An 18,890-nucleotide genomic window follows, 5' to 3' on the forward strand; every position below is an offset into this window, starting at 1 on the left:
AATTGCTCCTTTGGAATAACTTCACCCTATGTTTTCCGTTCAGGATTCTCGATGTCCTGATCCCATTGGGTTGGGTTCAGGTAGATGTATTCGCGGATGGCATCCCATTCGCGTTCATTGCGGATAATGTGTTCGTAATAATTGCGTTGCCAGACGACAGCGCCGGGGGTACAGCGCCATTCATTGATGCGTTTGGTAGCAGCGGATTTAAATGAGCGCACGATAGTTGCCAATGAACCCGACAATGGCCTACCAAATCGTTCCATCGTAGGGGCACGGCATGCCGTGCCCCTACGATAATCCGCGCGGTCGAGGATGACGATGATCCCGTGTATGTGGTTGGGCATGACCACGTATTCGTCCAATTCCACGTCGCGAAAATGTACTGGTATGGCGTTCCAACATACGGCTGCAATCTCGCCCAATGGGTTCAACACCATCTTGCCATCCGCGATCGTGCCAAATAGGCATTCTCGGTTCTGGGTGCAAATGGTCACGAAATACGCCCCGGCCTGCGAATAATCGTATCCGCGCAGGCGAATGGAACGGCGACGATGTTCTGCCGGATTGCACATCATCCCTCCGTGGGGCACACCCGTGTGCTGGGCGGACACAAGGCCCGCCCCTACACCGATGGGCGGACTCATAGGCCCGCCCCTACACCGATGGGTGGACACAAGGCCCGCCCCTACGCCGATGGGCGGACACATAGGCCCGCCCCTACGCCGATGGGCGGACACATAGGTCCGCCCCGACAAGCCAATCGGCCCAATCGCCGATGCCCTCCTTCGTCGTTGCCGAAACCTGAAAGATGCGCGCCGTGGGGTTCAATCCCTGCACCAGGGCGCGGAACTCAGCCAGTCTGAACGGCAGGTAGGGCAATAGGTCCACCTTGCTGATGACCACGGCATCGGCGCGAATGAAAATGCCTGGGTACTTATAGGGCTTGTCATCGCCCTCAGGAATGCTGGCCAATACCACCCGCCGATGCTCGCCCAGGTCCCACTCAGAGGGGCAAATCAGATTGCCCACGTTCTCGATGAACACCAGATCCAGTTCCGCAAGGGGCAATTGCTGGATGGCCTTCTGCACCATTGCCGCCTCCAGGTGGCAGGTACCATGGGTGTTGATCTGCACGGCGGGTACACCGGCCTCTGCCACCCGGTCGGCGTCTAAACGTGAGGCGATGTCACCCTCGATGACGCCGATGCGCGCCCGCCCGCGCAGGGCCTCGATAGTGGCCAGGATCAGACAGGTCTTGCCCGCGCCGGGCGAAGCCATGATGTTGACTGCCAGAATCCCGTGCTGATTCAGGAGCGCCCTGTTCTGTGCGGCGATCTCGTCGTTGGCGCTGAGGATGTGTTCCACGACTTTCACTCTAGTCTCATTGCTCATAATGTCTCACCTACAGTCCTAAGTTCGGGCATCTTCCTGCTCAGTCCGATCTGCTTTTTGGCATACCTCGATGCTTTCCACTAAGAACTCTTGTCCGGCCACCACTTCGCCGCCGATAGCCCCACACTGGGGGCAAACCCACTCGTAGTCATTGGCGGTGAACTCGGTTCCACAATCGCGGCAGCGGAAAAGCGGCTCGACATAACGGAAACAAAGTTCTGCACCGGCCGCCAGCGTGTTTTCGCTCAGCAGGTCGAAATACATCTGGACGGATTCGTCCACGATGCCGGTCAGCCCACCGATGACCAAGTTCACTCGGGTGACGCGGGTTGCTCCGGCTGCTCGGGCGTGCTTGAGGACGATATCCAACATATTGTGTGTAACCGCATACTCGTGCAATATCTGCCTGTCCAAAGCGAATTCCGCGTGGCGGTTGTAGGGGCAGGTCTGAGACCTGCCCCTACGAGAGTGCCTCCGCTTTCGCCGGCGGGGGAGCCGGTTCCAACCCCAATTCGGTGAGCAATTCCGTCAGCGAGCGGATGCGAGGGACATCCACCTGGGGATGCCGGTCCCGGCGGTCAATCAGATACGCCCTCATGCCGAGGGCGAGGGCAGCGCGCACGTTCTCCACCACATCATCCACGAAGACGGCCGCCGCGGCGGGCACGCCCATCCTTTGCAAGGCCACTTCGTAGATCCCGGGCTCCGGCTTCGCCCATCCCACCAGTGTGGAGATGATGATGTGTTCGAAGTAGCGCGCCAGGTTCAGGGCCTCTAACAGGCGCATCATCCCCGGCCAGGCGTTAGAGACCACGCCTAATGAATAGCGGCCGTGAAGGCGCTCCAGTGTCATCCAAGTATCGTCGAAGACGCCCACCCGAGCGCGATAGTGCTTGTCGGAGCGCAGGAATGGGGCAAAAGGCCCGTAGTTTTCTGGCAGACGCAGCGCGTCTAAGATCCGACGGTACACCCGGGAGAGGGGATGAGCCTCCTCACCTTTCCGCCGGGCGTGGGCGTAAACCCGCTCCAACCATTGGTCGAAGCGGGCGAAAGGTCGGCCCAGTGTCATAAGCGGATGCGATGACCACGGCTTGTCGCCACGGTAGCGAACGTAGAGGAGAGTGTTGCTGGCATCGAAGAGAATGGCGCGTATCTCATCCATTTTGTTTTTAAGATTGTACCTCCTTAGTTGTTTTCAGATTTCTGCGGCTGAACCCTGACGCTCTCGGGCACCCACCGGCCGGTCCACACGGGCAAGCACAATAGCGCGTATCCCAGCCAGAACAGCGGCCAGTTGAACCGGCTGGGGCGAACATTTGCGACGGTTTCCAACCCTCCCGGCAGGGCGGCGATGGCGTCGGCCATGAACGTGTAGAGACAGAGCAACGCGCCACTTATGCCCAACCCCCATTGTATCGGCCCCAGGTGGAGACGCTGTTTGGCGTCGGTCTGGCCGGTGAGCAAGACCCCTGCCAGCGCCATAAGGAAAGCGATGAGCATTGGTGCAATCACCGGGCCCCACCAGGGCAGGGGGAGAAGGAAGAGCACATCCCACTCCAGTAGTGAGCGGGGCCAGCCCAGGAAAAGGCGCAGCCAACCGTAGTATGTGATATCCCATACCCCAAAGGTCAGCATAGCGTATCCGATACGATCCTGGAGGCAACGCCCCACCGCCCACCCGAAAGCCAGCAGCATGATGAGCGTGGCCGCCTCGCGGCCCAGTTCCACGAAGGTGATCTGATCCAAGACTCCCACGTAATCACGGACAACGTCCTCGATGTTGTAGACCTGCCGTAAGTAAACGACCACTGCGCCTTCGAGGTAAGCCATAGTGATAGCGAAGACGCCGGTTGCCAATATCTTCTGTCGCCACTGCATTTGCTGTCTTTGCGGTGCGTATTTTAGCCGAGAAAGGCGGGGAGTCAAACTGTCGGGGGAAGGGTAGCGGAGTACAGATGAGGCGATAGAAATCACTTCCTCGGGGGCGCCTGTGGCGCTGGCGGTCCGCGCAGGCAGAGAGTCCACCGATTGCATCTTCGCGGGGGATGCCTGGGCTTGGGGTCTGCAAGCGCGGTTTCAACCGCCTGCTGTCCTGTGGCCCCGTTACATACTCACAGTTTCAAACGCGAATCGCAGGTGTTCCGGCCCAGGTATTGAGAAGTTGAGCTTTTCGAAGCCGATGACTCGCCCGCTTCGATCTTTCATTAAGATAACTTCATCACCGATTTCCTCGCAGATGTATTCATCCTGCGGGTCACCGAACCAGACAGTCAGGGTATTGCCTGTACGGTCGTGGAAAACTTTCACTTGCTCCATACTCGTTCACCTTCCTTGATCGTATCGGTCGGATACGTGGTGATCAGGAACCCTTCACTATCAAGGCGCTTCACTACGGCACAGATCCAACGCCCTGGGCTCTCCAGGCGATAGAAAAGATGCACAGCCAAATCACTGCGGCTCCGCCGAATCTCATCGGGCGTCTGCAAAACGGCTTGCACATCTGCTTCACGTCCGCGCATAACAGGATGTTTAGTGTTAACAATCAAATCCCAGTAGGCACGGGTGACTCGAACCCTGAAACCCAGGGGTGTAGGTACCTCAAAGAGTATGTCGTCGGCCATTTCAGTCTCTCTGTCGCCATTGCATTTCTTACCCTTGGCGCGTATTTTAGCCGAGAAAGGCGGGGAGTCAAACTGTCAGGGTATAGCCCTCATCCCTAGTCTATCTTCGCGCCGGGAAGAGAAAAATTGACACATCCACCAATCCGAGGTGCAGTGAGGCATCCGTTGATAAGCATTATGCAGTAGTACCAAGATAGAGTATAATTACAGTGAAGGTTTGAGATAATGAAGGGCACAATACCGGATTTCGAATTGTCTTTGCACGCCCGAGAGATGCTGGCGGAACGAAAGATACCAGTAGAGTGGATATGGCGTACGATCAGTTCTCCAAATCGCATTGAAACCAGCGCAGACGGCAGTATTCACTACATTGGAGCCATCTCTGAGCATGAGGGGCGATTCTTGCGAGTGGTGGTCAATCCGTACGTGAAACCAAATCGAATTGTGACGGTCTTCTTTGACCGGCGCCTGAGGAGGAAGGATGAGACTGAAAATAGACAGAGAAAATGACGCGCTGTACTTTCGACTGGATGAAACCGCAATTGTAGAGTCTGAGGAAGTCCAACCAGGAGTGATACTGGATTTTGATAAAGATGGTCGTGTGGTGGGTATCGAAATTCTAGCCCTGAGCACGCGTGTGGATTTGGAGAAACTCCGTGTTCTCCAGTTCGAGACGGCGTAGCGCGCGTCACAATATCCCACCACCCTCTCCTTCAGGCACGGCTTCAACCGCCCGCCGTCTAACCCGCGATGCCGCAGGCCATCTGTTGATAGGCCTTGGCTGAGGCGGGCAGGACGTTGATTTCTTCTCGCATGGCGCGTGCGCTCAACTCTCTTCCCTCTCCTCCCATCCCAAACTCCGCAAGTACTCCCGGTCCTCGTCAGACAGGCGGGCGCGGGCGAGGAGGTCGGGTCGGCGCTCCAGGGTGCGGCGCAGCGATTCCCGCCGCCGCCAGCGCACGATTTCGGCGTGGTTGCCGGAGAGGAGCACCTCGGGCACACGGTGGCCGCGGAATTCAGCCGGGCGGGTGTAGTGCGGGTGCTCCAGTAGCCCCTCGGCGTAGGAGTCGCGCAGCGTGGCCATGGGATCGCCCAGGGCCGACGGCAACAGGCGTGTCACTGCCTCCACAATGACCATCGCCGGTATCTCGCCTCCGCTTAGCACGTAGTCGCCGATGGAGATCTCATCCGTGGCCAGGTGCAGTCGTACCCGCTCGTCCACACCCTCGTATCGCCCGCAGATCAAAACCAGGCGCGGCTGGGCAGCCAGTTCCAGGGCCATTTCTTGAGTGAAGAGACGCCCCTGCGGGCTGAGCAGGATGATCGGCCCGGCTGGCCCATCTGCCATTACCGCTTCGACAGCGCGGAAAATAGGCTCCGGTTTCATCACCATCCCGCCGCCGCCGCCATAGGGCATGTCGTCGGTGATGTGATGTTTGTCTGTGGTGTAATCGCGGATATTGTGCAGGTGTATGGACACCAGGCCCGATTCGATGGCCCGCTTCACGATGCTCTCCTCGAATATGCCAGCGAATAGGCCGGGGAATAGGGTCAGAATATCGAATCGCAATTCGCACCTCCTATACATGACCCGTAGGACAAGTTGCCAACTTGTCCTACGTCGGCGATTGAAATCGCATCTTTGGGGCGCCTGCGGCGCCGGCCGTCCGCCTGCGCGGACTTTGAAATTGCCACCGCGCGAAAGGTATGCTATAATTCCGCCCGATTGGAGGCCCCCATTGAGTATACCCGACCATATGAAAGCCATGCAAACTACGGCGACCACCCACAGGGCGCTGGCGATGGTTGCCTTGCTGAGTCTGGTGCTAGTCGGCTGGTGTCCCATCCATCCCGACAGCCACACATCTCTGTTCGCTCTGACTCCCACGCCAACTGCGTCTCCTACCATAGATCCAGGCGATGCGCCCACGGCCACGCCAGCATCGTCCAATCCAGAACATTTCTGGTTTGGCCGCCCTATCCCGCCCAGCGGAGCAGATTATGTGAGCCGCTTCTATCCCTACGGGTCCACTGCTGGCGGAGAACTCCCCGTGCATCATGGCGTGGAATTTGTGAACCCGACTGGCACGCCTGTGCTCGCTGTGGCCGACGCCACGGTGGTCTGGGCGGGCGATGACCACATCATCGGCTTCGGGCCGCGACGGGATTTCTACGGCACTCTGGTTGTCCTCGAACACCACCAGCGCTACAACGGCCAGCGTCTCCTCACCCTGTACGGGCATCTCTCCCGCGTCCTGGTGGAGCGAGGGCAAGTCGTCCGGCGCGGCGAGGTTATCGGCGAGGTGGGTATGACCGGCGTGGCGATGGGCCCCCACCTGCATTTCGAGGTGCGTGTGGGCCGCGACGATTACGCCTCCACACGCAACCCTGAACTCTGGCTGGAGCCTTATCCCGGACGCGGCGTCATCGCCGGGCGACTGGTGGATGGTGATGGAAATCCTATCCCACAGGCCCGCATCGTGATCCGTTCGGCGGGGGCAGGGGATGACTATTGGCGCGAGATATGGACGTACGCAAGTGACGGCATCAACCCTGACGACGAGTGGGGCGAGAACTTCGCCCTCGGCGACGTGCCGGCTGGACTATACATAATAGAGGTGAAATCGGCTGACGGAACGGCGACCCAGCGGGTCGGGGTAACCGGTGGCAAGATCAGTTTCGTTAACATACAAGTGCAGTGAGGAGGGGATATGGAACTCAAACTGGTCTCGCTTAAGAACACTCTGCGCGACCCGGTGACCGGCGAGGAGAAGACGGTCAATTTGATCCTGGGGCAGAGCCATTTCATCAAGACGGTGGAGGACCTGCACGAAATCTTGGTGCAAGCGGTGCCCGGCATCCAGTTCGGTCTGGCCTTCTGTGAATCCTCGGGCGATGCCCTCATCCGCCACACTGGCACCGACGAGGCGCTCCGCCAACTGGCCATCGAGAACGCCCAGGCCATCGCCGCCGGGCACGCCTTCGTCATTGTGTTGGGCAACGCCTGGCCCATCAACGTCCTCAACGCGGTGAAGATGGCTCCCGAGGTGTGCCGCATTTTCTGCGCCACTGCCAATGCCGTTCAGGTGGTCATCGCCGAGACCGAACAGGGTCGCGGGGTATTGGGCGTGATTGACGGCATCCACACCAAAGGCGTGGAGGACGAGAAAGGCATCGCCTGGCGCAAAGACCTCTTGCGCAAGATCGGCTACAAACTCTAACAGGTCACGTGGATGATAGCGGCCAGTCTCCGGCCCTCGCCTGCCAGGCGGTTGTACAGTTCCAGGGCCTGGGGCGCGTGCAGGACGTGCACTTCCACACCTCGCTGGCGCAACACCTCCTGGGTCTGCTCCATGATCGGCAGGTCGCCGAATTGCCCCGCGCCGATGACCAGTATTTGTGGGTCGCCGACCAACGCCTCGGCGATCTCCTCGGGACCCAGCGGGGTGTGACCGCGGCTGTATTTGCGGGATAGTTCCTTGGGCCTCGCCTTTACCTCGCCGCCAGCGGTGATGAGGATGTCCTCCTCGTAGCGCACGCCATCCACCTGCACCCATCCAAAGCCCGTCTCCTCCAAACGCGGGTATTGCATCTTCTCTCTGTCTCCTTGTCTCCCCTTCTCCCTCTCTCCCTACAGGGAGAGGGGCTGGGGGTGAGGGCTATCTCAATGCGCGGACAACAGCCAGCGCTCCCGAAGGGCATCCAGCACGCACTCCTCACGCAATTGCACCAAGATGCCGTTCACTTTCTCCAATAGGATCGGGCTCTGCAAGGTGACGGCTATCACGTAGGGCTCATCCGTCAATAGAATCCCTTCGACTATCTGTACACCACCGCGTCCCACGAACTCGTAGGCGGTGATGGCATCCACGACTACGACATCCACCTCGCCGTTCAGGAGCGCATCGCGGGCCTCCTCGGGCGTGGTGAAAGGGGTCAGTTGCAGGGCCACACCTTTCTCTCGCTGTAGGGTTCGGAGCCGCTCGTGTCCGGCGCTGCCCAGTTCGACGCCCACCCGCCGCCCGTCCAGATCGGAGAGCGACTGGACGCTGGATTCACCCTCGCGTTCGAGGATTACCTGGCCGGCGTTGAAATAGGAGTAGGAGTAGAGCACGTCGCGGGTCAGGAATCGGTCGTAGGGCAAAGCGGAGATGATGAGGTCGAACTTGCCCGTCCGCAGCGCGTCGTAGAGGCCATCGAAGTGCACGTTCACGAACTCCACGCCCACGCCAAGCCGGCTCCCGATCTCTCGTGCCAGGTCCACGTCGTAGCCCTGGTAACTGCCATCCTGCAACTGCACCTCGAAGGGCGGGTAACTGGCGTCCATACCCACCCGCATCACGCCCTGCCGCTGGATGCGCTCCCAGGTCGGGTCACGCTGGGGAGCCAGTGGTCCGACGGTGAAAAGGACGGCGATCGCGGCGATCAGTCCCAGGCTGGCGGCCAGGACGATGAGCACTCGCCGGTCGCGCCCATATCTCCGCATGGCGTCCCACCTACCAGCCGACATTGGATCCCACCTCCTTGCCCTGGGCATACTGCTGTACCGCCAGATAGACCGGCTTGGCGATGAAATCAACGGTTACAAAGGTGAAGTAGTCCTGGTAAGTGCCGGCAGAGCGCGGATAACGAAAGGCCCACATCGCCACCGCCTGGCACCAATCCCATTCCTCCAGCGCCTTCTGGTAAGCGCGGACGGTGTACTCGATGCGTTGGTAGGGGCGCACCGCCTTTGTCCAGCGCGGGTGGTCGTTCCAGCCGCCCTCGGTGATGAGGCATGGCTTATCGCCATCGCCATTGCGGACCATCACCTGGTGGATCAACTCGGCGCGGGCGAAATTCACCACCTCGGCGCTGGCCGGGTCGTCCGGCGGAAAGGTCAGCCCGTAAGCGTGAATCGCCATCGCGTCGAAGCAATCCCTTGCCCCAGCATCGTACATCCGTTGCAAGAACTCCAGGTCATCCATGCCCCACTCACTCCCCGGTGGGGCCAGGGTAGGGGCCAACCCCGCTGCCACCACTTGCACCTCCGGGTTCGCCTCTTTGGCGCGCTGGCAGGCCAGGCATAGGAGCCGCGTGTAGGCCTCCGGGTCCACCGGGCGATAACCCCACTCGAAACTCAAATTTGGCTCGTTCCAGACGATCACGTAGCGCACTTTGCCCTTGAAATGCTCGACGAAGGCGGCCACGAAATCGGCGTAGTCAGCGAAATGGGTCTCATCCAGGTAGCGATAGGTGGTCTCGGGAGGGCGGGCCCATTCGGGCACGAAGTCAATCCGCGCCACCACCGTCAGCCCCTGGTTCACGGCGTGGTTGACCACCACATCGGGGTGGGCCCACTCGTAGCGCCCCTTCTGCGGCTCGTAGTAGCCCCAGGGGAAATACTCCACGATCCACGAAGCGCCCATCTCCCGCACCATCTCCAGGGTGTGCTTGATCTTCCACTCCTCCACCTCGTCGGTCAGACGGGTGTGGACGCCGATCTTGGGGTTGATGGTCTCCACGCGCTGGGGTGGACCGAGGCGCACCACCGGGCGGGGAGCCCGCGCCAACTGGCTCACGATCACCAGGAAGAGCGCCAGGCGTACGAGATCCGCCCACTTGATAACCTTGCGAAGGTTGTGGAACCTTCGCAAGGTTTGTCTGTTGAGCAGAGGATTGCCGTTATCTTGCGCCAATGGATGATCACCGCCTCTGGCGTAATTGTAACATTAGGCACGCGAGGGCACAAAATATCAAGCCTTGCGAAAGTGGGAGCCGACTCCAGATGGCGACAAGATGGTCGCAATCTGAAAATTGCTCTCACACTGCCCGGCAATGGAACGTCCAAGTTATAATCCCGAAGTCCCGCAGGGACTTGACAGAATAGCCGCCGAATTCTATTCGGCGGCTTGAGTGCTTCCGACGGCGATCTTTGCTCGCAGGTGACAATTGTCATCCAACTGTCCGCCAGTTGTCAGGTTCCCGTCCGTTTCCTGTCGTGCAAAAGGAATATATCGGGCTATACTATGATGTAAGTCCCTAAGACTTGGGTATTACTCAAAATTTCCACCGCTGAGGACGCGGAGAAATCGCTTTTCCTCCTTTTGGCAGCGGTGAAATTCCGTGTGCTGTATGTCCAAGCACACCCCAGATGGAGGAGAGAAATGGAGAATGTGGAGCAACCAAAGGGGGCATCTCAGGCGCTCAGGGCGGTTGGCTGGAAAGCATGGCTTCGGTTCGGCGCATACACGCTGCTGCTGCCTATGATCCTGTTCATCGCGGCAGGTCGCCTGAATTGGGTGTGGGCGTGGGTCTATGTCGGCATAGCTGTTTCTTTTACATTTGTCAGTCGGATTATCGTGATGCGGACCAACCCGGATTTGCTAGCGGAACGTGCGCAATTTCTGGAGCGGGAGGATGTCAAAGGCTGGGACCGACCAATTTTGTTTTTCACAACCCTGGTCGGCCCGCTGGCCTGGTTGATCGTGGCCGGGCTGGATGAACGCTTCGGGTGGTCGCCACAGATTTCTCTCGCTCTCAGACTCGCTGCCCTGGCCATCATAGTGCTGGGCTACAGCGTGAGCACCTGGGCCATGGCGGTGAACAAGTACTTCTCAGCCGTAGTGCGCATCCAGAAAGACCGCGGCCAAACCGTCGTCACCGACGGGCCATATCGCTTCGTACGCCATCCGGCCTACGCCACTGGGATTGTAGCCAGCCTCATGGCGCCGATTTTGCTGGGCTCGCTGTGGGCGTTCATCCCGTGTGGTCTGGTAGCAGTGGCTACGGTCATCCGCACGGCACTGGAGGACAGGACGCTGCTGCAAGAACTGGACGGCTACAAAGAGTATGCCCAGCGCGTGCGCTACCGCTTGTTGCCGGGCGTGTGGTGAGCGCGGTACGGAAACAGAATTTCTGGACTAAGGCCACAGCAGCGATCTTTGTGCCTTTGGGTCTTTGCGGTAGATAAGTCTTTCTAGCCGATCTGTGAGAGTTATTATGAATCTTCTGTTCATCCTACGAAATCTAGCGCGCCGCCGCATGCGCACCATATTGACGGCGACAGGTATCGCCATCGGTGTGGCTGCCATCGTTGCCCTCGGCACCTTGGCGGGTGGCTTTGCCCTGGGCTACGATGCCATGTACACGAGAAGCGGTGCCGACCTCATCGCTCTCCAGAAAGACGCCATAGATGTGTCGCTCAGCGTGGTGGATGAGGATATCCGATCGGACCTCCTGGCCACACCTGGGGTCAAGGCGGCGGCCGGGATGCTGGTTGGCTTCGTGAAGACACCCCAGGCGCCACTCCTCTTCCTCTTCGGCTATGAGCCGGGCACATTCAGCCTGCAACATTTCAAGATCACAGAGGGCGTCGGGCTGGATGAATACCAGGGCCGTGGCAGGGCAGTCATCGTGGGGACAGTGGCAGCCAAGGCGATGAAATTGGGCGTAGGCGACACGCTCCGTATCACCGACTCCAATTTCCGCATCGTGGGCATCTACGAGACGGGCGACCCCTTCGAGGAGGGCGGTGCGGTGATTTCCCTGCGCGATGCCCAGGCATTGCTGTCCAAACCCCGCCAGGTGGGTGCATTTCAAATACAGTTGAAATCCCCACAGGACGAAGCGGCAGTGCGGGCACGCATCCAGCGCAAATACCCTGGGCTTACGGTAGTGGCAGCAGAGGAGATGGGGCGTGCCACCCAGACGACGCAAATCATAGGGGCCATGGGCGCTACCCTCGGTGCCCTAGCCATCCTCATTGGCGGGGTCGGGGTGATGAACACTGCCCTGATGAGCGTGTTCGAGCGCACGCGAGAGATCGGCATGTTGCGCGCCATTGGCTGGCGTCGGCGGCGCATCACACTGCAGGTACTCGGCGAGTCCATCGCTCTTAGTTTGGTTGGGGCGCTGATCGGAACGGCGCTGGGCATCAGCCTGGTCTTGCTCGTCGGGCGGATTCCCGGCCTCACGTTCCTGAGCAGCTATTTCCCGCCCTCGATTTTTGCCCAGGCGTTTACAGTTTCTTTCCTGCTGGGCACTGTGGGCGGCCTTTATCCAGCCTGGTATGCGGCACGCCTCGAGCCCATCGAAGCCATGCGCTACGAGGGTGGCGGAGCGAGGATGCGCCGGAGCCGCATCCAAGCAGTCGTCGGCTGGACCCACTGGCCCCTCAGCCTGAGGAACGTGATCCGCCGCCGCACCCGCACTATCCTCACCGCCCTTGGCATCGGCATCAGTATTATGACCCTCCTCACGGTGAAGGGTATCAGCGATAGTTTCTCCGCGCAGTTCACAGCGTTGGCCACCGCGGGCGGTACCGACCTGATGGCCGTCCAGGCGAATATGACCGATGAGGGTTACAGCGCCATAGACGAGCGCCTCGGCAAGAAGATCGCGGCCATGCCCGAAGTCAAGGCGGTTTCGGGGATTATCTGGTGGGCGGCCAGTATGCCCAACGCACCCCTATTTATGGTTTTCGGCTATCATCCGGCAGAATACGGCATCCAGCGCTTCAAAATCATACGCGGGCAGGGGCTACGTGCCACTGGCGAGATCATTTTCGGACGCCAGATCGCGGACTCCTTGGGGATAGATGTCGGGGATAGTGTCCGCATCTACGAGCGCACCTTCCGCGTGGTCGGCATTTTCGAGACGGGCAATGCCTACGAGGACGGCGGCGGGGTCATCTCCCTGCGCGATGCCCAAACCTTGTTTGGCAAGCCCCGTCAGGTGAGCCTATACAGCATTAAATTGCGCGACCCTCGCCAGGTGGAGACGGTGCTATCCCGCTTGAAGCAGGAGTTCCCAGGCTTGACGTTCTCCAAGTCGGCTGAGTTCGCCGACAGCCTATCCGATATGCAACAGATGCACGCTATGGTGACCGGGCTTTCCATCCTGGCGGTAGTGGTCGGTGGGTTGGGGGTGATGAACACCATGCTGATGAGCACCTTTGAGCGCACCCAGGAGATCGGGGTGCTACGAGCCGTCGGCTGGTCCAGGCGACGCATCGGTGGGCTGATCATCCAAGAGTCGGTGCTGTTAGGCCTGATCGGGGCGGTGGTGGGTGGCCTGAGCACTGGGGTGATCGGCTGGCTGATAGGACTCATACCCGCTCTCGCTGGTCTGTTGAGCATACAGATCAATGCCGGCCTGGTCATCCAGGCTATCGTCGTGGCCCTGTTCACGGGCATCGTCGGCGGGCTCTATCCGGCCTGGTGGGCCTCGCGCCTGCAGCCGGTAGAAGCCCTGCGCTATGAATAGCCGTAGGACAAGTTGTCAACTTGTCCTACTACAACCGTAGGGTACAGGAGGTCGAACATGTCCAGGAGAAATCTCATCATCATTGCAGTGGTCCTGGTGGTTGTCGTTCTCGGATACATGGCCTATGCGCAAGGGAGGGCATCGAAGCCAGAGGCGCAACCAATGGCGCAAGAGGAGCCCACCCTTACGCCGGTGGTCTCTGTCTCAGGAGTGGTCGTGCCCAGAACTTGGGCTACTCTGAGTTTCAGCGTTGGAGGGCGGCTGGTAGAATTGCCGGCGCGCGAGGGGGCGAGCGTCGCCCCAGGCGATGTGTTGGCCCGACTGGATGATATTGCGCTCCGGGCGGCTGTGGAGAGTGCCGCGGCGGCTGTAGATGCGGCCCGAGCCACCCTGGCGAAGACTACTGCGGGCGCGCGGCCCGAGGAGATCGCGGTAGCCGAGGCGAACCTGGCCGCTGCCCAGGCTGCTCTGGAAAAGGCGTTGCATAGCCCGCGCCCGGAAGAGGTGGCTGTGGCCCAGGCGCAGGTGGATCAAGCCGCCACCGAACTGGCCTATGCCCAGAGCAAATACGACCGCTACGCTCACCTGGGTGGCGAGGAGGAACTGCGCCACGCCCGGGATGCCGCGGGTGCAGCCCACAGCCTTGCCGTCGCCCAACTGAATCTGCTCAAGGCCGGGGCCCCGGCCGAAGATATCGCCGCGGCACGGGCGCAAGTGAAAGCTGCGCAGGCACAATTCGACCTACTGCGCGCCGGGGCTAGCGAAGCCGATATCGCTTTGGCCAAAGCGCAACTGGCCCAAGCCGAAGCCAGCCTGGCCGCCGCCCAGGCTACCCTTGATCAAGCCGTCCTGCGTGCCCCCTTCGCCGGGACGGTGGGCCGGGTGCACGTCCGGCTGGGCGAGATGATCTCCCCCGGCGTTCCGGTGGTTACGCTGGGCGATCTATCCGACCTGGTGGTCGAGATCACCGACCTAAACGAGATGGACGTCTGGCGGGTGAAGGTGGGTCAACGCGCGGATCTGACCTTCGATGGTCTGCCTGGGCGGGTGCTGCGAGGGCATGTGGAGCGCATCGCACCTATGGCCACCCCTGGCGCGGGCGGCACCAACTTCCCGACCATCATCGTCCTGGATGAGACTGATCCCGGCCTGCGGTGGGGGATGACCGCGTTCGCCGACATCTATGTCCAATGAGACCGGTAGCCCTTTCGGTGATGAAAGCGTTCGAGGAGCGATGACGATGAACCGAAACGTCATCTTGGAAGTCCAAGATTTGGTGAAAATATACGGCGATGGTGCGGAAGTGCGGGCATTGGACGGCGTGAACCTCACCGTGCGCGAGGGGGAGTTCCTGGCCATCGTGGGGCCATCGGGCAGCGGCAAGTCCACTCTGCTGAACCTGATCGGCGCGCTCGACCGGCCCACCAGTGGGCGCGTGGTGGTGCGCGGTACCGATCTGGCGGAGGTGAAGGACCTGGACGCGTTCCGCAGCCGCACCGTGGGTTTCGTCTTCCAGTTGCACAACCTGATCCCCACGCTGACTGCCAGGGAGAACGTCGAGGTGCCGATGTACGAGACCATTCCCGATGCTCGGCAGCGCCGGGAACGGGCGATGACGCTGTTAGAGATGGTCGGCCTGGGCGAACGGATGGAGTTCCTGCCCCAGACCCTCTCTGGTGGTGAGAGGCAGCGCGTGGCCATCGCCCGCGCGCTGGCGAACCAACCCGCCATCATCCTGGCCGACGAGCCGACAGGCAACCTGGACTCTGCCAGCGGCGAAGAGGTGATGCGCGCCTTGGCGGATCTGAATGCCCGGCAGGACACGACGATCATCGTGGTGACCCACAACCCTGCCGTCGCCCGAGCCACACAGCGGGTAGTCACCCTGCGTGACGGGCGCATCGTGGACGACCACCCCGTTGCCGATCCCTTGGCGGAGGATTTGTACGCTCTGATCCATTCTGAATTGGGGCGGGCGCTATTGACGGGGAACCACGAGAGGCTGAAGGCTGCGGGTCTGATGGAGAATCGCCGCCTCAGCGAGATGGCCGTTCGCCTGCAGGAGTTGCTGGGAGGAATTGGCGAGGAGAAATAGCCACGCCGCCAAGTGAGTTTGGCGGCTACATTCGCCCACAAGCCCACTATGTTCAGCGGCAGTTGCACTTATGTTCAGCGGCAGTTGCACTGCCGCGACTCGTATTGCTTGGCACTCGATGTTGCGGATACCCCCGCAGTGCAACTGCGGGGGAACAGATTTGTGGCCGTTGCACTTATGTTCAGCGGCAGTTGCACTGCCGCGACTCGTATTGCTTGGCACTCGATGTTGCGGATAGCCCCGCAGTGCAACTGCAGGGGAACGGATTTACGCCTATTTCGTGCGCTGAAGGGCAGTTGGTATAGGAGTCTAAGTCCTGTAGCGAGTGATCAAATCCTGGGCTGTCTGATATCCCCGGCACATGCCATTGATCGGACAGTCCGTGCACCTCGGCACGTCATGGTTAAAGCAGTAGTTTGTGCCAATGTGTACGAGGCCATCATCCAAATCGCCGATAGCGTAGCCGGAGTCCAAGAGGAGTGCATTCGGGATTCTTTGGATCTCGATTTTTGTTGGGACTCTTCGTTGCACTGCCAAGTGCTCCAGCACGACAGATTTATATGCCTCTCCAAACTCACCCGATATCTCGGCACGAGTCGATTTCTTACCCCGGATGTTCGTTACCCGCAGGTAGTCTAATCCGCCTTTTCCCTTGCCCCTCTGAATGACGTTCCATCTTTCATAGTCTTCTATGCTTGCCCAGTCAAGTAAGAATCCGGTGCGGAATAAGACGCGTCCCACATTGCTGTCCAGTGGCAATTCATGCGAGAGAGGCCCCCAGGTGTTGCCTTTCCTTTTCACCAACCTGAAAGTGTAAACGTACCATTTGGCGAACAAATGGCCTGCTTTATCTCCTATTGCTTTGCCCAGGCCATAGCGCCTGTGATCCTTTATCTGCTGGCTCATAATCTCGGCAGAGGGCCAACTTTCAAAGTAATCCACAAGGGGTTCAATCGTGTCCTCCTGGCTCCTCTCTTTTTCCAACAGCAGAGGGAGACACAATGCAGTGCCCCATCGCGAGACAGCATAATTCAGAGCTTGTTTTGAGTTGTCCAGGAACAGATTGTACTTATTGGCGCTGGTTTTATTCACGCGGGCCCAATCATCTGCTCGGATCTCTTTGATGCTATCATGCTCTTGCAAAATCCTGTCAATGGAGATTCCAAATTCCCTGAAGAATTCTAATGGCTTATGAAAGATGCGGATCTCTCTTCGATACAGATCGTTCACTACACTTTTCACTAATAGTCGAACGCCTTCGAGATCTGGGCCTTGATCCAAGACTGCACTCAAAAGTAAGAATCTGGTCAAGACCTCTCTGCGAGTCCATAACCCATCAATTTCATCCAGCCCCATCAGGGAACCATCCTGGCTTAGGTAGTGACGAAAGGGGAAGAACTCGCTCAACGGCGGAGGGGAGGGATGTTGTCGTCCCAGGTGGGCAATCTCGAGTACGAGTTCGTTACTCTGAATCTGGTTCCGAATCATATTTACCGCCCTTTTCCCGGAAAGCAAGGTCGAACAAACTTTGCTGGGGCGATTGACGTGCGCGTGTCTTCTGGCTTCGCTTTGCAGTACCCTTTTGGGCTCCTTCATACACAGGCAATTTCTCGAAAACGGCAATGAGCTGTTCTCTGAGGTTCAGAGGTTCATTTAGCCGTTGCTTGGCGATTTGCACGTACTTTTCCTTCACTTCGTAGCCAATCCAGTGCCGTTCGAGGGCGCGAGCCACCTTTGTTGTGGTTCCAATACCCAGAAATGGATCTAACACCAAATCACCTGGGTAAGAGAAGAGGCTAATCAGCCGATAAGGGATCTCTTCAGGAAAGGGGCAGGGATGCTCGTACTGGTTAGGAGGAACGGGCGCAATGTGCCAGACGTTGTTGGCCAATTCTTTGGTGAACAGGTCATCAATTGGGATTCTGTTGTGCTCTTTTTCTGTATGGGTTTTCCCGCGATAAATTTTGGGGCCCGGTTTTCGGAAGATAAGGATATACTCTGTCATGATATTGGGACAGTAATAGCCAGGATACGGGTGTTGTATTGTGACCCCTGCCCTTTTCACTCCCCCTGTAACTTTGTGCCAGACAATATCCTGATGAAACTCAAAGCCCAGTTTTTCCATCAAAGACACGAAATGTTGAGGCAAGGGATAGTGCTTTCCATTAAACAGGACAGTGCCGATCACCACACAGCAGAACCTCCCTGGCTTCAGAACGCGATAACATTCTTGGAAGCAAGTGTTTAACCAGGCCAGGTACTTCTCGTAAGCATCGCCTTTTCGCGTGCGATACCAGCTGGTCTCGTCTTGAACGTGAACATCGTAGTCAATTGCGTTCCAATACGGAGGGGAAGTGATGATCAAATCTACTTGACCATCTGCCAATTCATCCATTTTCTCACAGGATTTCAGTAAAATCTCGTCCATCCGGGCTCATTCCTTTGCGACTATCGGATACCCACCGCTAGCCTGCCTTGCCAGCGCCTCGCATACACATTATAATCGCAATAGCGATTCTATGTCAAAGGAAGGTGGCAGTTATGCTCGCACTCGTACTTAGCGGGGGCGGCTGCCGTGGCGCAATCCAGGCCGGCGCCGCCCAAGAGTTATTCGAACACGGCATCATTCCGGAGATGTACGTCGGCACCTCAGCCGGGGCGCTGAACGCCGTCTTCTTGGCCACCGAGTCCACGTTGGCCAACGCCCAGCGGCTGAGCAGCGCCTGGCTGAGCGCCCGCGCCGAGGACATCTTCCCTCGCAACCCCGTCCTGGCTGCTGCGCGGCTCCTGGGCCGTCGCGACGGCCTCTTTGACAACGATGGCTTGCGCCAGTTTATCGCCTCCCGACTTCCACCCGGCGTGCGCCGCTTCGGGGACCTGGCCGCCCGCGCCTACGTCACCGGCACCAATCTGAATACCGGGACCCTCCGGGTCTTCGGAGATGACCCCGATGACCTGATCCTGGATGGCCTGATGGCCAGCACCGCTCTGCCACCCTACTTCCCGCCCTGGGAATGCGAGGGCTACCAATACGTGGACGGTGCGGCCGTGGCCGGGCTGCCCATTGGCGTGGCCCTGGACCGCGGCGCCACCGAGATCTACGCCGTCACCGTGGAGTACTGCGGGGAGACGGTGGGCGAGGTACGGGGTATCCTGCCCATCGTCGAGCAGACCCTGAACGCGATGACCTACCAGCAGTTGCTCTGCGACTTGGAACGTTGCCGCCAGAGACCCGGCGTGACCCTGCACCTGGTTGCCGTCTGCCAGTTCCAGGGCATCCCGATGTGGGATATGAGCCAGGCCGCCGAGATGGTGAAGGCAGGTCGCGCTGCCATGCGGACCTACCTGGAGACCGGCAAGCCGCTCATTGTTACCCCACCGCGGCGTGACCTCTGGGGGCAAATCCGCCGCCCCCTGCAACGCGCTCTGACTCGCCTATCCCGCCGCTGAGGATACCTCACCCCATCCTCCTAGCCCCCTTCCCCTCTCCGCAGGCGGAGAGGGGAAGGGGGTGCGGGGGTAGAGGTGAGGTT

Annotated in this window: 22 protein-coding genes; 9 read left to right on the forward strand and 13 right to left on the reverse strand. The window is 59.3% G+C overall.

Annotation, left to right across the window (positions count from 1 at the left end; all coding sequences use genetic code 11):
- Positions 1-26: 26 nt before the first annotated feature.
- The 7 genes from H5T64_03570 to H5T64_03600 all read right to left on the reverse strand — a co-directional run bounded on the left by H5T64_03570 (position 27) and on the right by H5T64_03600 (position 4,016).
- The gene (locus H5T64_03570; GenBank protein MBC7263420.1) at positions 27-578 is read right to left on the reverse strand and encodes a transposase; all 552 of its coding nucleotides are present in this window, start codon (positions 576-578) and stop codon (positions 27-29) included.
- 142 nt (positions 579-720) lie between these two features.
- Positions 721-1,395: a hydrogenase nickel incorporation protein HypB gene (gene hypB / locus H5T64_03575; GenBank protein MBC7263421.1), complete on the reverse strand. Its 675-nt coding sequence runs from the start codon at positions 1,393-1,395 to the stop codon at positions 721-723.
- Between the two features lie 18 nt (positions 1,396-1,413).
- Entirely contained in the window at positions 1,414-1,794 is a 381-nt protein-coding gene (gene hypA, locus H5T64_03580) for a hydrogenase maturation nickel metallochaperone HypA (protein ID MBC7263422.1), read from the reverse strand.
- Positions 1,795-1,855: 61 nt separating this feature from the next.
- Positions 1,856-2,557: an HAD family hydrolase gene (locus tag H5T64_03585; GenBank protein ID MBC7263423.1), complete on the reverse strand. Its 702-nt coding sequence runs from the start codon at positions 2,555-2,557 to the stop codon at positions 1,856-1,858.
- 23 nt (positions 2,558-2,580) lie between these two features.
- Complete coding sequence (locus H5T64_03590; GenBank protein ID MBC7263424.1) at positions 2,581-3,273, reverse strand: hypothetical protein; 693 nt, start codon at positions 3,271-3,273, stop codon at positions 2,581-2,583.
- Between the two features lie 225 nt (positions 3,274-3,498).
- A complete protein-coding gene (locus H5T64_03595) occupies positions 3,499-3,711 on the reverse strand; it encodes a DUF2283 domain-containing protein (GenBank protein ID MBC7263425.1) in 213 nt (70 codons plus the stop codon).
- Entirely contained in the window at positions 3,699-4,016 is a 318-nt protein-coding gene (locus H5T64_03600; protein ID MBC7263426.1) for a DUF4258 domain-containing protein, read from the reverse strand. Before H5T64_03600 ends, H5T64_03595 begins: the two co-directional genes overlap by 13 nt.
- Positions 4,017-4,253: 237 nt before the next feature.
- Between H5T64_03600 and H5T64_03605 the strand changes: the two genes are divergently transcribed.
- Both H5T64_03605 and H5T64_03610 read left to right on the forward strand, forming a co-directional pair.
- Positions 4,254-4,526 carry a DUF4258 domain-containing protein gene (locus H5T64_03605; protein MBC7263427.1) on the forward strand — a complete coding sequence of 91 codons (273 nt, stop codon included), beginning with the start codon at positions 4,254-4,256 and terminating at the stop codon, positions 4,524-4,526.
- Entirely contained in the window at positions 4,498-4,698 is a 201-nt protein-coding gene (locus tag H5T64_03610; GenBank protein ID MBC7263428.1) for a DUF2283 domain-containing protein, read from the forward strand. Before H5T64_03605 ends, H5T64_03610 begins: the two co-directional genes overlap by 29 nt.
- A gap of 144 nt (positions 4,699-4,842) precedes the next feature.
- Here H5T64_03610 and trmD read toward each other — a convergent pair whose 3' ends face one another.
- The gene (gene trmD, locus H5T64_03615) at positions 4,843-5,586 is read right to left on the reverse strand and encodes a tRNA (guanosine(37)-N1)-methyltransferase TrmD (GenBank protein ID MBC7263429.1); all 744 of its coding nucleotides are present in this window, start codon (positions 5,584-5,586) and stop codon (positions 4,843-4,845) included.
- A gap of 169 nt (positions 5,587-5,755) precedes the next feature.
- Between trmD and H5T64_03620 the strand changes: the two genes are divergently transcribed.
- The gene (locus H5T64_03620) at positions 5,756-6,718 is read left to right on the forward strand and encodes a peptidoglycan DD-metalloendopeptidase family protein (GenBank protein ID MBC7263430.1); all 963 of its coding nucleotides are present in this window, start codon (positions 5,756-5,758) and stop codon (positions 6,716-6,718) included.
- Positions 6,719-6,727: 9 nt separating this feature from the next.
- A complete protein-coding gene (locus tag H5T64_03625; GenBank protein ID MBC7263431.1) occupies positions 6,728-7,237 on the forward strand; it encodes an adenosine-specific kinase in 510 nt (169 codons plus the stop codon).
- On the opposite strand, the gene H5T64_03630 is transcribed toward H5T64_03625, so the two are convergent.
- The 3 genes from H5T64_03630 to H5T64_03640 all read right to left on the reverse strand — a co-directional run bounded on the left by H5T64_03630 (position 7,234) and on the right by H5T64_03640 (position 9,622).
- Positions 7,234-7,608: an Mth938-like domain-containing protein gene (locus tag H5T64_03630; protein ID MBC7263432.1), complete on the reverse strand. Its 375-nt coding sequence runs from the start codon at positions 7,606-7,608 to the stop codon at positions 7,234-7,236. The two genes, H5T64_03625 and H5T64_03630, sit on opposite strands and share 4 nt — an antisense overlap.
- Positions 7,609-7,680: 72 nt before the next feature.
- A complete protein-coding gene (locus H5T64_03635; GenBank protein MBC7263433.1) occupies positions 7,681-8,526 on the reverse strand; it encodes an amino acid ABC transporter substrate-binding protein in 846 nt (281 codons plus the stop codon).
- On the reverse strand, positions 8,513-9,622 hold the full coding sequence (locus H5T64_03640) for a beta-galactosidase (protein ID MBC7263434.1): 1,110 nt from the start codon (positions 9,620-9,622) through the stop codon (positions 8,513-8,515). The genes H5T64_03635 and H5T64_03640 overlap by 14 nt, the downstream gene beginning before the upstream one ends.
- A gap of 540 nt (positions 9,623-10,162) precedes the next feature.
- Here H5T64_03640 and H5T64_03645 point away from each other — a divergent pair.
- From H5T64_03645 to H5T64_03660, 4 genes are all read left to right on the forward strand, one after another.
- Positions 10,163-10,891, forward strand: a complete 729-nt coding sequence (locus H5T64_03645; protein MBC7263435.1) for an isoprenylcysteine carboxylmethyltransferase family protein — start codon at positions 10,163-10,165, stop codon at positions 10,889-10,891.
- Between the two features lie 106 nt (positions 10,892-10,997).
- Entirely contained in the window at positions 10,998-13,262 is a 2,265-nt protein-coding gene (locus tag H5T64_03650; GenBank protein ID MBC7263436.1) for an ABC transporter permease, read from the forward strand.
- Between the two features lie 57 nt (positions 13,263-13,319).
- On the forward strand, positions 13,320-14,456 hold the full coding sequence (locus H5T64_03655; GenBank protein MBC7263437.1) for an efflux RND transporter periplasmic adaptor subunit: 1,137 nt from the start codon (positions 13,320-13,322) through the stop codon (positions 14,454-14,456).
- Between the two features lie 46 nt (positions 14,457-14,502).
- Positions 14,503-15,357 carry an ABC transporter ATP-binding protein gene (locus H5T64_03660; protein ID MBC7263438.1) on the forward strand — a complete coding sequence of 285 codons (855 nt, stop codon included), beginning with the start codon at positions 14,503-14,505 and terminating at the stop codon, positions 15,355-15,357.
- Between the two features lie 309 nt (positions 15,358-15,666).
- Here the strand turns inward: H5T64_03660 and H5T64_03665 are convergent, their stop codons facing one another.
- Complete coding sequence (locus H5T64_03665; GenBank protein MBC7263439.1) at positions 15,667-16,845, reverse strand: hypothetical protein; 1,179 nt, start codon at positions 16,843-16,845, stop codon at positions 15,667-15,669.
- On the reverse strand, positions 16,820-17,785 hold the full coding sequence (locus H5T64_03670) for a site-specific DNA-methyltransferase (GenBank protein ID MBC7263440.1): 966 nt from the start codon (positions 17,783-17,785) through the stop codon (positions 16,820-16,822). The genes H5T64_03665 and H5T64_03670 overlap by 26 nt, the downstream gene beginning before the upstream one ends.
- Before the next feature lie 113 nt (positions 17,786-17,898).
- Between H5T64_03670 and H5T64_03675 the strand changes: the two genes are divergently transcribed.
- Entirely contained in the window at positions 17,899-18,807 is a 909-nt protein-coding gene (locus tag H5T64_03675) for a patatin-like phospholipase family protein (GenBank protein MBC7263441.1), read from the forward strand.
- Positions 18,808-18,890: the final 83 nt, after the last annotated feature.

It is taken from the genome of Chloroflexota bacterium (assembly GCA_014360825.1).
In the GTDB taxonomy this organism is placed as follows: Bacteria; Chloroflexota; Anaerolineae; order UBA2200; family JACIWT01; genus JACIWT01.

Coding starts and splice junctions, on each gene's coding strand:
- H5T64_03570 (MBC7263420.1), bottom strand. CDS start 578: ATGATGTGCAATCCGGCAGAACATCGTCGCCGTTCCATTCGCCTGCGC.
- hypB (MBC7263421.1), bottom strand. CDS start 1,395: ATGAGCAATGAGACTAGAGTGAAAGTCGTGGAACACATCCTCAGCGCC.
- H5T64_03585 (MBC7263423.1), bottom strand. CDS start 2,557: ATGGATGAGATACGCGCCATTCTCTTCGATGCCAGCAACACTCTCCTC.
- H5T64_03590 (MBC7263424.1), bottom strand. CDS start 3,273: ATGCAGTGGCGACAGAAGATATTGGCAACCGGCGTCTTCGCTATCACT.
- H5T64_03595 (MBC7263425.1), bottom strand. CDS start 3,711: ATGGAGCAAGTGAAAGTTTTCCACGACCGTACAGGCAATACCCTGACT.
- H5T64_03600 (MBC7263426.1), bottom strand. CDS start 4,016: ATGGCCGACGACATACTCTTTGAGGTACCTACACCCCTGGGTTTCAGG.
- H5T64_03610 (MBC7263428.1), top strand. CDS start 4,498: ATGAGACTGAAAATAGACAGAGAAAATGACGCGCTGTACTTTCGACTG.
- H5T64_03625 (MBC7263431.1), top strand. CDS start 6,728: ATGGAACTCAAACTGGTCTCGCTTAAGAACACTCTGCGCGACCCGGTG.
- H5T64_03630 (MBC7263432.1), bottom strand. CDS start 7,608: ATGCAATACCCGCGTTTGGAGGAGACGGGCTTTGGATGGGTGCAGGTG.
- H5T64_03635 (MBC7263433.1), bottom strand. CDS start 8,526: ATGTCGGCTGGTAGGTGGGACGCCATGCGGAGATATGGGCGCGACCGG.
- H5T64_03645 (MBC7263435.1), top strand. CDS start 10,163: ATGGAGAATGTGGAGCAACCAAAGGGGGCATCTCAGGCGCTCAGGGCG.
- H5T64_03650 (MBC7263436.1), top strand. CDS start 10,998: ATGAATCTTCTGTTCATCCTACGAAATCTAGCGCGCCGCCGCATGCGC.
- H5T64_03655 (MBC7263437.1), top strand. CDS start 13,320: ATGTCCAGGAGAAATCTCATCATCATTGCAGTGGTCCTGGTGGTTGTC.
- H5T64_03660 (MBC7263438.1), top strand. CDS start 14,503: ATGAACCGAAACGTCATCTTGGAAGTCCAAGATTTGGTGAAAATATAC.
- H5T64_03665 (MBC7263439.1), bottom strand. CDS start 16,845: ATGATTCGGAACCAGATTCAGAGTAACGAACTCGTACTCGAGATTGCC.
- H5T64_03670 (MBC7263440.1), bottom strand. CDS start 17,785: ATGGACGAGATTTTACTGAAATCCTGTGAGAAAATGGATGAATTGGCA.
- H5T64_03675 (MBC7263441.1), top strand. CDS start 17,899: ATGCTCGCACTCGTACTTAGCGGGGGCGGCTGCCGTGGCGCAATCCAG.